This window comes from Halococcus sp. IIIV-5B (genome assembly GCF_003602035.1).
Taxonomy (GTDB): Archaea; Halobacteriota; Halobacteria; order Halobacteriales; family Halococcaceae; genus Halococcus; species Halococcus salsus.
This window is the reverse complement of the sequence record NZ_QZWE01000003.1, coordinates 199192-214381: the sequence shown is the minus strand read 5'-3', so window position 1 is coordinate 214381 and position 15190 is coordinate 199192. Positions and strand designations below refer to the sequence as shown.

At 55.7% G+C, this 15190-nt stretch carries 15 protein-coding genes; 5 read left to right on the top strand and 10 right to left on the bottom strand.

Going from position 1 to position 15190, the window contains the following annotated elements; all coding sequences use genetic code 11:
• The 3 genes from D3261_RS04095 to D3261_RS04085 all read right to left on the bottom strand — a co-directional run.
• A partial coding sequence (locus D3261_RS04095) for a phage integrase SAM-like domain-containing protein (protein WP_199693912.1) occupies nucleotides 1–484 on the bottom strand: 484 nt, incomplete at its 3' end.
• 433 nt (nucleotides 485–917) lie between these two features.
• Complete coding sequence (locus tag D3261_RS04090; RefSeq protein WP_199693910.1) at nucleotides 918–2591, bottom strand: transposase; 1674 nt, start codon at nucleotides 2589–2591, stop codon at nucleotides 918–920.
• A gap of 51 nt (nucleotides 2592–2642) precedes the next feature.
• The gene (locus tag D3261_RS04085) at nucleotides 2643–3008 is read right to left on the bottom strand and encodes a cupin domain-containing protein (RefSeq protein ID WP_120069231.1); all 366 of its coding nucleotides are present in this window, start codon (nucleotides 3006–3008) and stop codon (nucleotides 2643–2645) included.
• An 85-nt stretch (nucleotides 3009–3093) separates the two neighbouring features.
• Here D3261_RS04085 and D3261_RS04080 point away from each other — a divergent pair, with 85 nt between their 5' ends.
• Nucleotides 3094–3828 (top strand): helix-turn-helix domain-containing protein, encoded by a 735-nt coding sequence (locus D3261_RS04080; protein ID WP_120069228.1) that lies wholly within the window; start codon nucleotides 3094–3096, stop codon nucleotides 3826–3828.
• A gap of 21 nt (nucleotides 3829–3849) precedes the next feature.
• On the opposite strand, the gene D3261_RS04075 is transcribed toward D3261_RS04080, so the two are convergent.
• Complete coding sequence (locus D3261_RS04075; RefSeq protein WP_120069226.1) at nucleotides 3850–4884, bottom strand: threonine/serine dehydratase; 1035 nt, start codon at nucleotides 4882–4884, stop codon at nucleotides 3850–3852.
• 149 nt (nucleotides 4885–5033) lie between these two features.
• Nucleotides 5034–5780 carry a helix-turn-helix domain-containing protein gene (locus D3261_RS04070; protein WP_120069223.1) on the bottom strand — a complete coding sequence of 249 codons (747 nt, stop codon included), beginning with the start codon at nucleotides 5778–5780 and terminating at the stop codon, nucleotides 5034–5036.
• A 175-nt stretch (nucleotides 5781–5955) separates the two neighbouring features.
• Between D3261_RS04070 and D3261_RS04065 the strand changes: the two genes are divergently transcribed.
• Both D3261_RS04065 and D3261_RS04060 read left to right on the top strand, forming a co-directional pair.
• Complete coding sequence (locus tag D3261_RS04065; protein ID WP_120069282.1) at nucleotides 5956–6687, top strand: helix-turn-helix domain-containing protein; 732 nt, start codon at nucleotides 5956–5958, stop codon at nucleotides 6685–6687.
• A 110-nt stretch (nucleotides 6688–6797) separates the two neighbouring features.
• Nucleotides 6798–7385, top strand: coding sequence for a LysE/ArgO family amino acid transporter (locus D3261_RS04060; protein WP_199693909.1), 588 nt, complete (start codon nucleotides 6798–6800; stop codon nucleotides 7383–7385).
• A gap of 462 nt (nucleotides 7386–7847) precedes the next feature.
• Here D3261_RS04060 and D3261_RS04055 read toward each other — a convergent pair whose 3' ends face one another.
• Both D3261_RS04055 and D3261_RS04050 read right to left on the bottom strand, forming a co-directional pair.
• Nucleotides 7848–8408: a TATA-box-binding protein gene (locus D3261_RS04055; protein WP_120069217.1), complete on the bottom strand. Its 561-nt coding sequence runs from the start codon at nucleotides 8406–8408 to the stop codon at nucleotides 7848–7850.
• A gap of 364 nt (nucleotides 8409–8772) precedes the next feature.
• Nucleotides 8773–9216 (bottom strand): aldo/keto reductase, encoded by a 444-nt coding sequence (locus tag D3261_RS04050; protein WP_120069215.1) that lies wholly within the window; start codon nucleotides 9214–9216, stop codon nucleotides 8773–8775.
• A gap of 99 nt (nucleotides 9217–9315) precedes the next feature.
• Here D3261_RS04050 and D3261_RS04045 point away from each other — a divergent pair, with 99 nt between their 5' ends.
• Entirely contained in the window at nucleotides 9316–10083 is a 768-nt protein-coding gene (locus tag D3261_RS04045; protein ID WP_120069212.1) for an HpcH/HpaI aldolase/citrate lyase family protein, read from the top strand.
• A gap of 34 nt (nucleotides 10084–10117) precedes the next feature.
• Here the strand turns inward: D3261_RS04045 and gfo6 are convergent, their stop codons facing one another.
• Both gfo6 and D3261_RS04035 read right to left on the bottom strand, forming a co-directional pair.
• Nucleotides 10118–11194: a D-xylose 1-dehydrogenase Gfo6 gene (gene gfo6 / locus D3261_RS04040; protein WP_120069209.1), complete on the bottom strand. Its 1077-nt coding sequence runs from the start codon at nucleotides 11192–11194 to the stop codon at nucleotides 10118–10120.
• A 95-nt stretch (nucleotides 11195–11289) separates the two neighbouring features.
• Nucleotides 11290–12465, bottom strand: coding sequence for a mandelate racemase/muconate lactonizing enzyme family protein (locus tag D3261_RS04035; protein WP_120069206.1), 1176 nt, complete (start codon nucleotides 12463–12465; stop codon nucleotides 11290–11292).
• A 240-nt stretch (nucleotides 12466–12705) separates the two neighbouring features.
• Here D3261_RS04035 and D3261_RS04030 point away from each other — a divergent pair, with 240 nt between their 5' ends.
• Complete coding sequence (locus D3261_RS04030; RefSeq protein WP_120069280.1) at nucleotides 12706–13467, top strand: IclR family transcriptional regulator; 762 nt, start codon at nucleotides 12706–12708, stop codon at nucleotides 13465–13467.
• Between the two features lie 371 nt (nucleotides 13468–13838).
• Here the strand turns inward: D3261_RS04030 and melA are convergent, their stop codons facing one another.
• Nucleotides 13839–15155 (bottom strand): alpha-galactosidase, encoded by a 1317-nt coding sequence (melA, locus tag D3261_RS04025; RefSeq protein WP_120069204.1) that lies wholly within the window; start codon nucleotides 15153–15155, stop codon nucleotides 13839–13841.
• Nucleotides 15156–15190 lie beyond the last annotated feature (35 nt).

Here is a 15190-nt window from a genome sequence, read left to right as displayed (position 1 = left end):
CGCGGTCGCGACAGGCCTTGATTGCAGCCTCTCGGTCCTCACTGACGTTGTCGATAGCTTCGTGTGCTTGCTCGTCGACGTAAGAGGTGAGCTGTTGGCGGTCATCGGCGGACCAGGCCTGCTGGTCACCGCTCTTGTGACCGCCATCGTCGGGGATGGGTTCGGTAGCGTTGCGTCGCTGGGCGACATTCTCGGCGAGATGGCCTTCACGAACAGCCCACCCACAGAACGCGGAAACATACGCGTAATAGGTTCGGACTGTGCCAGTCGCCCAGCCCTGGCGGGTAAGATGCCGGGCGTATTCACGGAGATGGCCTGACTCCAACTCCTCGAACATCGTCACGGCGTCTTCGTGCTGAGCGAGGAACTTCACGAAGCGATTGAGTTCCCTATTAGCGTCGCTTCGATAGTTCCCGCTCTTCCCACGATGGCCCTTCCCCTTGTCAGTCAGGAAGTCCTCAGTGACCGCATCGATACGAACCACGTTACATACCCCTCCATTCACTGGCCCCAATGCAGTTCTCAGCCTGCGTAACCGGGGTTCTGGCTATTGTCATCGCGTTAGCTGTGGGGGAGGGCGGGGTGGTGGGTAAGTTTACTGGTCCTTATTCGATTAAGCACGAGTAACGTAGGCTGAATCTGATTCCGCCGATCTCTGTCTTCTGAGGCTCTGTAACGTCTGAAATCAAATCTATAAATCACATAGTGAGATACAAAAAGCTGCCAGCTGGGAAGATGAGACTACAGCGGCTATAGAGGGTCCAGAATGCGCGATCTTAGCAGAATTGTGGATTCCAGCCGCCGCCAAATCAGACTCTATCGATGATTCGTGTCGATGGTCTGGTTGGAACCGTGTCTAGGCGGTACGCTGGAGGGAGCTGTGGCTCAAGCCGTGGCTTCCGGCTCGATTAAGGGGTCTATCCGACGCCTGTCCGCTTCTGCAACAGCGCGAGCGTATTCTGCGCTGTCACAATCGGAGAGCGTCCATATCCGTCGGTCAGAGCCACCTGAACGAGGAGATCGACCGCTCGCCAGATCGAATATAACAGGCAAGCAAACGCGAAGTAGAAAAACCGCAGCACGAAGTTTTTCGACGTCGTTGCGGCCATGAAGCGCTTGATGCTCTTGTAGCCGCTCTCGATCTCCCAGCGGTACGAGTACTCGCGAACCGCCCCGGCCGGGGCGTTCGTCATGAACACCGCGTACTGACCGTAATCCGTTCGCTCAGAATTCGGGTTGCGCTTATAGACGAACGTGGTCTCGTGCCACTCGTTCTTCCCAAGGTGGAGACCTCGCTCAGTTGTATAGCAGTCCTGACCGCGACTGAGTAGCCGCTTCGCCTGTGCCTTCTCGCTGGTATACATTCGCTTGGGAACCACGTAGGTCAATCCCCGCTGGGAGATGGATTCCAAGAGGTGTTGGCTATCGAACTCTCCATCCATCAGCACGCCGTCGATGTGGAGCAGACTCTGAGCGCTATCAAGTAGGTCCTCAACGATCTCTTGGCGGGTCTCGCCCTTCTTCACCGGCCGTGCGTCCAGCACTAATGGAACCGCGTTCCCGACTAACTGCACGGTCGCCCACTGATAGGCGTACTCGGTGTTCTTCTCCTTCGTCCCGATGATCTCGTTTTCGTACCCCTCACGATTGCCAGTGAATGGGTCTTCCTCAGTGATGTCGATAGCGACCAGCCCAGCGCGATGAAATACATCTGTCTTGCTCAGTCGGTTGATGATTCGCCCTACTGCCTCCCGGTACATCTCACGAATCTCACCGATGGACAGTTCACGTAGATGCGACCGATGGTTGTGCCCAAGCGGTGTTCGCTCTCGATTGGATTCGTAGAGAAAACTGCGTGCGCCTTCATTAGCCGCGAGATGCTCATGCAGCCCGAGGTAGGTCTGGAGTTCCCAGAACGCATTCTGATGTATCTCAGAGCCCTCGCCACGATTCAACGAGAACGCTGGGTGGACGATCCCGCTCACCTGCTCTGTAATGTCTTCGGCACGATCGAGAATCTCCTGCTGAGTGGGCGCTTCGTCATTGAATTCCTCTCGTTGAGACAAGCGCTCCGGTGGCTGGCGGGGAACAGGAGCGTCGACCCTATCTGCCTGAATGAGAATCGATCTTGCTGCTGTTTCGATCGCCTCCCTGAGATCGGGTGCGAAACGACGATGCCACGTTCTCCAGAGTGTCGACTGGTCAGGGACGCTCTCGAATCCGAGATGCTTTTGGACCGACGACCTTCGGTCGAGATACTCGGCAAGTTTGCTTTCGTGCTCCCAGCCGTGGAGTGCTTTCAGCAGAAAGACTCGGACCAACTGTTCCATTCCGTAGCGAGTCGTTCCTGTGTAGCGGTCGTGAGCATCGAACTCGACGTACGCCAGCGGGAGGCAGCACACGAAATCTTCGACCGACTCGTGGGTATCGTGCTCGAACCAAACTCTTGCGACGGTTCGGATGTCTTCTTCGAGCCCATCCAGCGAACTCCGGTCGTACAGCGGTGCAGAATCGTAGACCGGCCACTCGCAGTAGGATTTCGCCGCGATCGTTCGGAAAACTTCGTGCCGTGAGACAAGCGTTGACGACATAATAGTGTATTCTGCCCCATCTTCTACAAGAATACCGTCAATAAAAGATGCTCAGTCTAATTTGCTTAGATCTGATCGGGTCCGGTCATTCTCTACGTTCCCAGTGTTCAGGGTGTTTTCTGGTTCAAATAGCACGATGTCTACCTCTGGCTCCGCCACTGGACAGTGCTCGGTACCAGCGGGCACGACGAGGAACTCTCCTTCCTTCAAGACGATGTCTTTCTGGTCTCGAAATTGGATTCGAAGAACGCCTGAGGAGACGAGAAACAACTCGTCAGCATCGTCGTGTTCGTGCCAAACGAACTCACCGCGCCCTTTCGAGAACTTCACAGTCTGACCGTTCAACTTCCCTGCGACCCGAGGATCCCAAAACTCGTCAATGGAATCAAAGCCGGATTCGATGTTGACTTTCTCCACAAGGAGATCTCGAACTGGCGAAGAGATAGTTGTGCGTTCGCGTTATTACGAAGAACCTAATCGGTTGGGCAGCAGACCAGGATATATGCGTGAGTACATCTTCGACCTCAATTACGAGTATGGTGTACACCCAATTCGGGATATTTTTATTGATCACTCAGATGTTACTGTAACTGGGTTGGACGTCTCGATCACCCATGAAGGCGGGTGGCGGATTGAGCGGTTATCCGGACCTGAAGATGCACTCGATTCAGTGCAAACAGTGTTCTTCGGCGAGCGGTGCACCGATTGCACGTATCCGACGCCGAAGTGCGATACAGAACACCAATGCCAGGTTCTGGAGCAGGAAGCAACTGCCCGAACGATCTATCGGCACGTGACAGAGATGAGTTACTGTAGTTCCCTCGGATATCTCGCTCTCCAGCATCTCGGGAAGGGCCTCGTATTCGGTACGACGATGCAGGGATCGTCCTACGAGTGGCGACTCCTGATTCCGACTGACCGCGATATTGAAGGATTCTACGAGACGCTTCATGAGGAACTTCCAGATGGAATCTCGCTTTCAGTGCGCAGAGCGGGGGATCTCAAACGATGGTTCGATAGACAGGCGTCAGAGCGTGACGCTAAGCTTCCCTACGAACAACGTGAGGCCTTGGAGATCGCGTGGGAGATGGGCTATTTCGACCACCCTCGGACTGCAACGATGGAAGAGATAGCAACCAAACAGGGGCTTGCGACGACAACACTCCGATATCGGCTTCGGCGAGCCCAAGCATGGGCGACTAAAATCGCGCTCGGCACGCAACACCCAATATATTGAGAGAGCACCCTCAGATTTTGCTTAGTCGTGGCTGTTGCAACCGTCGAGAATTTCTTCAAGTCGATCGAGAGCGAGATTTCGCCCGGAGACCGGAAATACGACTGTCTTCCCAACGATTTCTTCACGTAGCTCCCTCATCGCGGCAACCCCCGTCGCACATGCACCTTCCATGAGAACGTGCTCTTCAGCGAGCATTGTATGAATACCGCTGCGCAGTTCATGGTCAGAAACCAACACCATGTCGTCGAGATGCTCACGTAGGATATTCATTGTCCCTGCGAAGGGGACACGCGTTGCGATCCCTTCGGCAAACGTATCCATCTTCTCGCTCGGTTCGAGGTGGCCTTCCTTCCACGCGCGGTAAACTCCATCCGCGGCTTCTGATTGCACGCCGATCACTGTTGCGTCGGTCAGTTCACCGACTGTGAGGCAATATCCCGATGCACTGCTTCCACCACCGACTGGTGAAAAGAAGACGTCGATCTCAGGGAGGTCCTCGACGATCTCGAGACCAGCGGTTGCAACACCTGCGACGAGCGCGGGCTCGTTTGCGGAATGGACGTATCGATAGCCTTCTTCAGCAGCCTCTCGTTCGACCCATTCGCGCGCTTCGTCGAAGTCCGACCCATGGAAGGCAACCTCAGCATCAAGGGCTTCCATCGAAGCCACTTTGTCTGGATTGGCATCCTCCGGGACACCGATCGTGACCGGGATATCGAACTCACGCCCCGCGTATGCTACTGACGCACCGTGATTACCGGTGCTCGCAGCTATCAATCCCGGCTCATAGAATTCCTCGTCAAGACCTGCGGTGAGTGTGAGTCCACCACGAACTTTGAATGCACCCGTCGGGAGCGTATCCTCTCGTTTGAGATAGACATCCGCATCGAACTCTGCAGACAGTGCTTCGCTCCGAACCAGCGGAGTTCGAGGAAGATACTCTCTGAGGGTTCGTCGTGCAGCGTGGATATTCGAGAGTGTTGGCGGCGTCAAGTCGTGGTATCCGAAAATAGTCGATGAATCCGGAGACTCGACTGGCTCATACTTTTGACTCACTGAAACTCCTCCAATCTAAAATCACGCATGGTCTGAGACGTAGTGCACGGACATCGATACGGCCACCTCATCGGGAACATAGGAATAATAGTGTCCCATGAACGCTTGAACGCTATCCTCCCATGGGAGGGGCGGTGGCTTGTTATCCCTCAAGTAGATTCGTCTCGGCGAGAATACCCGTGGTCTGCCGTACTGAGGAGTTTCGACTCTGCGATTCGGAGATGTTCCAGGAAGGTCGTTTTTGAGATTCCTAGCTCTCCGGCTAACTCACGCGCGGAGACGTGTCGCGGCCACTCGTAGTAGCCACGATTACGAGCAAGTTCGAGCACCTCACGTTGGCGTGGTGTCAGCGCTGGTTCGTTTGCCCGAATCTGCTGTGTGGGAGTGGCCCCTGAGAGGGGGCGAATCTTCCGAAGCGTGATATCCGCGTCACGCCCCTCACGGATCGAATCAAGTGTTCTACGTATCTCCTCTCGGGTAGCGAACACCAGCAACATCCACGTTTCGAGACCGTCCTCAATTCGATACTCGCTGTCCAAGAGGAATCCATGGGACAGGAAAGCGGGGCCGATGGCTTCGTCGGCGTGATACTCGATGAAGACATCCTGCGTGGATTTCCCCACTACTGGGGATTGCACTACACGCGAGTCATCTTCGAGTGTGTGGATAGTCTCGATGAACGACGATTCGTGAGCGACTTCGATAGCCTGCGAGAGATGCTCAGTTGATTCGCCGTAGATGGTGTGGCGCTCGAATCCCGAGTTCCCATCGATCGCGGCTCCGTGACCAATGATGCCTGCCCCGGTTTCGTCCGTCGACTCGATCCCCCAGCACCCAGGATGCCAAAGGTCGACGGAGAGACGCAGTAGTTCACGGTCCTGATCCCTCTTCGTCATTGAATCGGACGAAGACTGGTACCGGTTTAATCGTCTGGGAACCAGCATAGTGGTTGGTCTATAATTTGGATATACCGTTGGGAACTGTCGCAGCGTCTGCGCAGAACGTCATTGAGGTTTCAGACAGTCGGCTGTGGTGAAGTTCTTATCTGAGCAACAGCAGAAGTAGATGAGAATGGTGACGAGAGATGGAGCCGCGAACGGTTCGAGAACTGAGACGGGGACCGAACTCACGCTGGATGTTTGGCACCCAGAGTGCTGGACACTTCATGTTACCGAGGATACTGCTGCGACTCTTCTGGGGCACGGTCTTTACGAGACTACGGAATCGGTGTATGGACTGTTTACAGTATCCGCTGAGTCCCTCTACGAGGTTGATGCGGCGCTCAATGAGATTCAAACCTCTCCGTTGACTGAGGACATTCTGGAAATGGACCAAACAGGGCAGGGCACAAGAACAGCAGCCGATGGGACAGCAACCCGAGGATTCCTCGCCGAATGGGGAGCTGAGACCGGCGAGAACATCGTCGGCTCTCTCGTCACCCACGGATTCGTCCCACATCAGACGTATCGGATGCACCGCGGGCGCGAACAGTGGAGCGTAGTCACAACGATGGAGCGTGAGATGGTACAAGAAGAGTTAGCGGACGTACGGGCTGAGATGGACGCTGATATTCGGGTTCAACGTATCTCCTCACGGAATCGTCGACCGTCCGGTGCTCACCAATTGGATGTCCTCTCGCCGCGTCAGCGTGAGGTCTTCGAGCTTGCTTGTCGACGGGACTACTACGATTGGCCACGGAACGTTTCAGCGACCGATTTGGCAGAGGAACTCGACATCACGAAAGCGACGGTCACAGAACACCTTCGCAAGGCCGAATCGCGTCTGTTCGATTCGTTCGGGTGAGTTTTCTGAGTCAGCCATACATGTCTGGGACGGGGTTCAGTCGGCTTCGCGACTGACTATTCTCTGTGTTATTCGCACCATTCATCCATGGACTCGTTCTCGGGTTCGGATTGATCGCTGCGCTCGGACCTCAGAACGTCTTCGTCTTCCAACAAGGGGCCGTTCATCCCCGATTCCGGCGGGCCTTTCCAACGATCGTTACTGCGGGGATCACCGACACGATCCTCATTCTCCTCGCCGTCCTCGGTGTTTCAGCTGTCGTACTTCGGTTTCAGTGGATTCGAGTGATCCTGTTCGGTGTAGGATTTTTGTTTTTAGTGTACATCGGGTGGGCACTGTTGTATTCTCCAGCGCTCGCTATTGACCTCGATGTAGAGGAACATCTCGGGGTGCGCGAACAAGCTATCTTCACCGCTTCGCTCTCCTTATTGAATCCACACGCTATTCTCGATACGATCGGAGTTATCGGAACGAATTCGTTGACGTACTCGGGGCCCGCTCGTTGGATGTTTGCTGGGGCGTGTATCCTTGTTTCTTGGGTCTGGTTCACCGGACTTGCTGGTGCGGGTCGACTCCTCCGAGAGACCTCGAACGTCGATAAGTGGATGAAATATTTGAATTACGTCTCGGCATTGGTAATTTGGGTTGTTGCGCTGTACATGGCTTGGCAGTTCCTCCGCAGTCTTGGGCTTGCTTAACGTTCAAATAGGCCTTTCGAGGCCAAGTAGGACAGCCCCAACTAATGGATGAGTGGTGTTGTAGTCATAAAATCCGATCACGCCCTGATTCACCAGGGGTTTTAGACTGACGAATCTTGCATCTCCCTCCAGCAACATTATTAGTTCTATGCATTGAGGGCGCCAGTCTCAACTTCCGTTGAGCGGATGTAGGGAGACTACAGTCAGGACGGAGGCTATGATGCACAAGATCAGATGAATGGCAAAACGAGACGCTCACAAATTGAGGCTATAGCTTTCTTTCGCCAAAACTGTTGGATGGATATCCAGGGCCGGTTGTACTCATCACAGTGTATCAATACGTTCTACGAGATCGTTATCAAAGAGCCCTCATATCTGTCAGTGCTACTCATCCAGTTTCGAAATGCCATCCAGAGACATCTTAGTGCTTTTGGACTTGAACTCAACTTACTCAACGAGAGATCACTCTAAGATTCCAATCTCACTAAGTCGTTCGCCAATTTGTTTGAGTGCCTTCTCAGATCCATCGATGGTTTTGGCACCTGTAATCACGAGCTTACCAGAGCTGAACAGCAGTATAGCAGGATTAGCCTCTGGGAGACGATAGATGAGTCCGGGAAACAACTCTGGGTCGTACTCAGTATTCCCAAGACCGATACCGATCGTAACTGCCTCGAGATTCAGTTGTTCACCGAGGTCAGCGGTCGAAACAATATTGAGAATCCTTGTGTCAGGGGCCCCAATATCGACCTGGAGTTCGCCAAGTGCATCTAGAGTCGCGTTGATAGCTTCGTAGGCTGCTCCAACACTTGACGCACCAGTGCACGTCATTTTCCCTGACCGGAAAATAACGGATGTTGCATTAGTCTCTTCTGGTTGAAAAACAATCCCGGGGAACTGTTCAGGATTAAAGTCGGCATCGGTGAGGTGCTGAGCAACCAAGCTAAGATCGAGTTCATGACCTATAGCTGAGGAGACAGCAACATTCTGGATCTCGAGTGATGAGTAGTGCTTGTTTTTCATTGTTTTGTTGTTCTCAGTAGTAATAACTACTTAAAGAAATATCAATTTCACAGCAGGACTCACCGGACAACCGATAGACTAGGGGTTGTCTCTACTAAATAGAACAACTGATATGTCATTCATCAACCAACATGCAAATCCTAATGACAAACTTGGCAGATCCAACCTTATCAACCAGTCTCTCGAGGACAGGGTGACGTTGCTCACTCATGGCAGAATGACCTCCTTGTCACCCTAAGTACGACTATCCCCAAAATAATAAATGTGTATCGGATGCCGCAATTCTACTGCTTGATTATTGCTGTTCTGATTTTTAGCCCGGAGAGATGTGAGGAACGATTTCTATCAATTGCCTGGATTGTTGTCACCTCTCGATTACGCCGTCTATTCGGTCGAACTGCTCGTCAGATATTGAGACATCGATCGAGTCGAAGTTCCCGTTCAGTTGGTCGACGGTTCGTGCGCCAACGATGGGTACGCAATTGAACCGATCGTGGTCCATCAGCCAGCGTAGTGCAACCTGCGCAGGCGAGGCACCAACCTCGTTGCCGACGGTGCGGATCTCATCGAGAACGTCCCATATCGTGTCGGCCATATAGTCGTGTTCGAAGTGCTCGTCCACGTCGGCGCGAGAGCCGTCCGGCATGAAGTTCCCGCCGCGTGCTTCGAACGCGCCGAGCAATTCGTGGGCCTCCTCCCGATCGGTCTCCATTACACCACTTTCCTCATGCTTGAGGCCGAAGCGCCAAGTACCCAGACAGATCGGTGAGACGTCTAATCCAGTGGTGCCGAGCCGTTTGTACTCCATACGAACTCGTCACAATGAACAGTATTAATAATTTGGTTGTCTAAGGCGACGCATACACAACATTAGATTCATAGTATCACGTGTGAAATCACTCTCCGCATGTTGACGAACTCGATCCGCGACCGGCTTCGGGACGGCGAGGTCGCCGTCGGAACCTTTCAGATACTCGATTCCGCGATGGTCTCGGAGATGGTGGGCGTCGCCGGCATGGACTTCGTTGTCTACGACCAAGAGCACGGGCCGCTGACCGCCGAAACCACCCTCGACCTCTCGGCGGCGGCCCAGAACGCGGGCGTCGCGCCGCTCGTCCGGGTTCGCGACAACACCGAAGCCGAGATCCAGCGCGCGCTCGACCTCGGCGCGGCAGGGGTCCAAGTGCCCCAGGTCGAGACCCGCGCGGAAGCCGAGGCGGCCGTCGAGGTCGCCCGGTTCGACCCGATCGGGAGCCGCGGGCTCTCCCAGTACGTTCGCGCCGGCGAGTACGTCGGGAGCGACACCTACACCGAGGACCAGAACGAACGAACCCTGCTCGTCGTGCAGGTCGAGGGCGAGCGCGGCGTCGAGAACATCGACGAGATCCTCGCGGTCGAGGGGATCGACGTGGTCTTCCTCGGGCCGTACGACCTCTCACAGTCGCTCGGGATCCCCGGTCAGGTCACCGACGACCGCGTCGTCGAACTCATGAACCACGTCTGCGAGCGCGCCGCCGAGGCCGACGTCGTCGTGGGCGCGTTCGCCGACACCCCGGAAGTCGCGAACGAGTGGATCGAGGCGGGCGTCCAGTACATCACCCTCGGCGTCGAGGTCGGGTTGTTCACGAACCACCTCGCGTCGGTCACCGAGCAAGTGAACCGCTCGACGGAATAGACGAAATCCGGCGGACGGAGCAAGAATTACTGAACTACTGAATTCCGACGATGTCGCCGGTCTCGGCGGCCTCGTGGATGGCTTCGATGGTTCGGAGGTCGTGGAGACCGTGTTCGCCGTCGGGTTCGATCGGGGCGTCGGTGAGGAGGCGGTCGGCGAAGTAATCGAACTCCTCGCGCATCTCCTCGACGGCCCCGAACTCCTCGCGGTCGAAGTCGAGCGACTGGTCGCCGCGCCTGACGTGGAGCCGACAGGTGCCGGGGAAGGCGGGCCGGATCTCGACCTGGCCCTCCGTCCCGGTGATCGTGAGTTGGGAGTCCTCCTGGCCGTTCTGGGTCGCCGTCGAGACCATCTCGACGCCGTCGAAGTCGAGCATGAACGAGGCGCGCTCGTCTTCGAGGCCCTCGAAGGCCTCGTGTTCGGTCGCCATCATCGATTGCACGGCGACCGGGTCGCGGTCGAGGAGGTAGCGGGCGGTGTTGATCGAGTAGATCCCCAGATCCATCACGCTCGTCCCGTACCCGGTCAGATCGGGGGTGAGCCGCCACTGGTCGGGGTCGGGGATCATTTCGAGCAGCGGCTGGGAGTTGTGGCCGTAGACGGTCATGGGCTCGCCGACGAAGCCCGCCTCGATGAGTTCGCGCGCGCGCCGGACGGCGGGTTCGGTCTGCATTCGGTAGGCGATCATCAGCGGGGCGTCCTCGCGCTCGCAGACCTCGACCATCTCCTCCGCCCGCTCGACGCTGGCCTCCATGGGCTTCTCACAGACGATCCCCTTGCCGAGTTCGGCGGCTGCCTCGACGTACTCCAGGTGGTAGGCGTTCGGCGTGCAGACGTAGACCGCGTCGTAGGCCTTGCTCGCCTCGCCGTCCTTGAGCTCGTCGTAGGTGATCCCTCGGGAAACGTCGTGTTCGTTCGCGAGACGCGTTGCTTTCTCGGTCGAACTGCTCACGAGCACCGTGGTCTCGCCGAGTTCGGAGTCGGCGATCGCCGGCATCGCGACGTCGGTGGCCCACCAGCCGAGGCCGATCAGGGCGTAGCGAACCGTGCCCTCTGTCGCCGTCTGCCAGTCGCGGTCCTCGTAACCATCGAGCCAGTCTGTGAGTGACATACCCAGCACCTACCGCCGGGGTCGATAAAAAGGGTTCGCGACATCGTCCGGGACGAACGCGCCGGACGAGACGGGGTGAGTGGTTCGGCTCCGATTCAGCGCTTCTCGTCGGCGCGCTCTTCCCAGCCGGACTCCCAGAGGTCGATGGTGTGGACCTTGTCCTCGGTGTACTCGTGCTCTTCGACGACGTCGTGGTCGAGTTCGATGCCGAAGCCCGGCCCCTCCGGGATCTGCATGTAGCCGTCCTCGACGACGAGCGGCTTGTTCATGAGGTCGTCGACCCAGTCGACGTCGTAGGTCTGGAACATCTCCTGAATTCTGAAATTCGGGATCGAGGTGCAGAAGTGGCCGTAGATAGCGCCCGCCACGGGCCCTTGCGGGTTGTGCGGCGCGAGGTCGACGTGGTCGGCCTCGGCGAGGCCGGCGATCTTCTTGCCCTCGGTGATCCCTCCGGTATTCATCAGGTCGGGCTGGAAGAGGTCGACGTCGGTTCGGGTGACCAGCTCGAAGAAGTCGTGTTTGGTCATGTGGCGCTCGCCGGTCGAGACGGGGATCGGCGACTTCCGCGCGACCTCCGCGAGGCTGTTGATCGAGTCCGGCGGGCACGGCTCCTCGAACCAGGTCGGCTCGAACTCGGCCATCTCGCGGGCGATCTCGACGGCTTGGCCGGCCGAGAAGCGCCCGTGGCACTCGATCATGAGGTCGACGTCGGGACCGACCTGCTCGCGGATCGCGCCGACGATGTTGACCGAATTGTTCTGTTCTTTTCTGGACATCGACTGCCACGCAGTACCAAATGGATCGAACTTCATGGCATCGTAGCCGTCGTCGACGACCTTCTGGGCCTGTTTGGCGAACCCTTCGGGCGTGTGGCCCGTGTCTTGGTACCAGCCGTTCGCGTAGGTGCGGAGTTCCGTTCCGTGGACGGCCCCGCCGAGGAGTTCGTAGACGGGCTTGTCGAGAACTTTCCCCTTGATGTCCCAGCAGGCCATGTCGATGGCCGAGCATACGGTCGTATTGATGACGCCCTTCGAGAACCACTCGTCGCGGTACATCTCGAGCCAGAGCGCTTCGGTGTCGAAGGGGTCACGCCCGATGAAGAAGTTCGACATCTCGTCGATCGCCGCGGCGACGGTTCGCGGCTTGTCGTGGGTCGTCGCCTCGGCCAGCCCGGTGACACCCTCGTTGGTCTCGACTTCGACGAACACCCAGGGTTTCCAGGGATTCGCGACGAGGTACGTCTCGACGCCCGTGATTTCTAGATCCGACATCGATGAGGAATCTGCAAGCAACGCTAATAGCTTTTGTTATAGCTGTATAAAACTCAAAGAGATGGAAGTCGCCTGTACTAACCAGCCAGACTATTGAACAGCGCTATTCTGCAGAGAGTGAGCAGTTAGAATTTGGCTGACTCACGCCGCTAGCGAAGAAGGGATGTTTTCCAGAAGAAGCGGATTTCGTTTCCGGCTATGGCGGAAGAGATATCCGTCTTAGAGACAGACATTGCAAGTATGGATGAACACTCTGGTTTAGTACAGACAACCCAGACAACAATAGAAGTCATCGAAGCGTTGACTCAACTTGAGCCAGCGGGTGTCTCAACAGTAGCCAATCACGTCGGTATACCAACCAGCACTGCCTTCGATCATCTCAAGACTCTAGAATATCACGAGTTTGTGACCCGCGAGAATAGAGAGTATCAGCTTGGGACACGATTTCTCAGCATCGGTGGGCGCCACCGAAGCAGGGATGTGCTCTATCGCGTCGCGAGGCCAGAAATAGAGAAGATGGCGTACAAGACCGGTGAACATGCTAACCTCATGATCGAAGAGTTTGGACAAGGTGTGTTTCTTGCAAAGGCTAAGGGCGAGGATGCTTTCCAGATCGATACCTATATTGGCAAACGAGTGAACCTCCAAACTACATCTGCGGGGAAGGCGATTCTGTCATGCCTTCCAGATGATCGTATTGATGAGATAATCGATCGACACGGTCTTCCAGCCATTACTCCTACAACGATAACTGATCGTGGGCGACTATTTGAGGATATAGAGCGGATCCGAGAGCAAGGATTCGCAACAGATGATGAAGAGCGCCTTCAGGGTGTCCGATGTGTCGCAGCCCCACTCCGCAACCCAGAAGACGTCGCCATCGGGGCAGTAAGTATCTCCGGCCCAAAAAGTGGTATGCGAAGCGATCGGTTCAAAGAGGATATCCCAAACCTTGTTCTTCGGACAGCAAATGTCATTGAAGTCAATATGGAATACCGATAGCTGTCCGGTGGGAGCGGATAGTATTGAAGTGGTCCATGTGATAAGCGAAACGAGATTAGATGGTATGGAACAAGCAAGCTTAGACTGGTGCATTTCCATCTTCACAATGACTATTTTTAGAACACGTGTATTTATGTTACATATAGCCAGAACATGATTTTGAGTGTGCACTGCTTGGTGTCCATTCATACATTAGAAACGGTCTGATTCTGAAAAGAAATCCGGTATCACCGGAAAATTGGATTCGTTCATTCTAAATGACGACGTCAGTCATCTGAGCCTGACGAAGCCGTATGAGATGTGTCACGATGATCGTTTTATTTCGGTGCTCAACATGCAGTCTTGCAACTCCAGTCCTCTCCCTGAGTATCTCACTTGAAAGAGGGAAGATACGTCTCGTTGGCGTTGAGGAGGTCATCGACCATGGTGTCCACTTCGTTCAGCGAGAGCGCCGCACCAGTCAGTGGATCGAGCTTCACCGCCTGTCGTAGTGCGTTCTCGCTACAATGGAGACCCGCCTCAACGGCACGTTCCTGAACGCTGATGTTCGTCCGGATGAGCGCCGCGAGTTGTTCCGGCAGGTCACCGACCGAACACGGATGTATCCCCCGCCCATCAACGAGACAGGGGACTTCGACACAAGCTTCGGCCGGTAGGTTCGATATCGAGTGGTCCTGATTACGGACATTGACGTTCACCCGACATGCGGTGTCCATTTCGATGGCGTTGATAATGGTCGCGGCGTACTCGTTTGAATGTTTGAGTTCGATGTCCTTGAGATCCGTATCGGTTGATCCTTCGCTGGAATCCAGCCAGAAATCAAGATAGCTCCCGGTTTCCATCCAAACTGCGGTGTGTCCACCCCGTTCAACCTCTTCCTCAACGGTGAGGTCCGCGATGATTTCCTCGTCGGTTCGGAAGTACGGCAGATATTCGCTGAGGTGATGGCTCGATTCTGTGACGAAGTAGCCGAAGTGATCGAGGAGTTCGAATCGAACGCTGTCGGAGTCATAGACTTCGTCGCTCTCTGCGGCGCTCGAAAGAGCGGGATAGATGCTTTCGCCGTCAGCAGTGGCGTCAAGAAACCATGCCATATGATTGATACCGGCAACCCAGTATTCGAGATCGTCGCGCTCAACATTGGCGTAGTGAGCGAGCGCGTCGGCGGTATGCTGGACACTATGACATAGCCCTACCACTTCAACATCGGTCGCTTCGTCGACCGCCCAGCAGAGTATCGCCATCGGGTTCGTGTAGTTCAACAGGAGCGCATCGGGACAGTACACCTCCATATCGTGAGCGATGTCGAGTAATACTGGGAGCGTCCGCATCGCCCGGAACACGCCACCAGGTCCCAGCGTATCGCCCACCGCCTGCTTAACGCCGTACCCGCGTGGTATCTCAATTTCGTTTTCGAACGGCTTCCGGCCACCAACGTTGATTGCATTGAGAACGTAGTCGGCGTTATCGAGTGCCGCCTCTCGGTCGGTGGTCGTGGTGACCGTAGCAGCCAGGTCATGCTGGTCAACCATTGCAACAGCGAGCTTCCGGGTCTTGTTGAGTCGTTCCGGGTCGATATCCATCAGCGCGATCTCACTCCCTGCAAGTGCGTCATACGAGAGGATGTCGCTCAATAGGTTCCGTGCGAACGTGGAACTCCCCGCGCCAATAAATGCTATCTTCGGCATACTACACGGTCGGTCACCGAAGACAAAAACCCCCA

Coding starts and splice junctions, on each gene's coding strand:
- D3261_RS04090 (WP_199693910.1), bottom strand. CDS start 2,591: ATGTCGTCAACGCTTGTCTCACGGCACGAAGTTTTCCGAACGATCGCG.
- D3261_RS04080 (WP_120069228.1), top strand. CDS start 3,094: ATGCGTGAGTACATCTTCGACCTCAATTACGAGTATGGTGTACACCCA.
- D3261_RS04070 (WP_120069223.1), bottom strand. CDS start 5,780: ATGACGAAGAGGGATCAGGACCGTGAACTACTGCGTCTCTCCGTCGAC.
- D3261_RS04065 (WP_120069282.1), top strand. CDS start 5,956: ATGGTGACGAGAGATGGAGCCGCGAACGGTTCGAGAACTGAGACGGGG.
- D3261_RS04055 (WP_120069217.1), bottom strand. CDS start 8,408: ATGAAAAACAAGCACTACTCATCACTCGAGATCCAGAATGTTGCTGTC.
- D3261_RS04050 (WP_120069215.1), bottom strand. CDS start 9,216: ATGGAGTACAAACGGCTCGGCACCACTGGATTAGACGTCTCACCGATC.
- D3261_RS04045 (WP_120069212.1), top strand. CDS start 9,316: ATGTTGACGAACTCGATCCGCGACCGGCTTCGGGACGGCGAGGTCGCC.
- gfo6 (WP_120069209.1), bottom strand. CDS start 11,194: ATGTCACTCACAGACTGGCTCGATGGTTACGAGGACCGCGACTGGCAG.
- D3261_RS04035 (WP_120069206.1), bottom strand. CDS start 12,465: ATGTCGGATCTAGAAATCACGGGCGTCGAGACGTACCTCGTCGCGAAT.
- D3261_RS04030 (WP_120069280.1), top strand. CDS start 12,706: ATGGATGAACACTCTGGTTTAGTACAGACAACCCAGACAACAATAGAA.
- melA (WP_120069204.1), bottom strand. CDS start 15,155: ATGCCGAAGATAGCATTTATTGGCGCGGGGAGTTCCACGTTCGCACGG.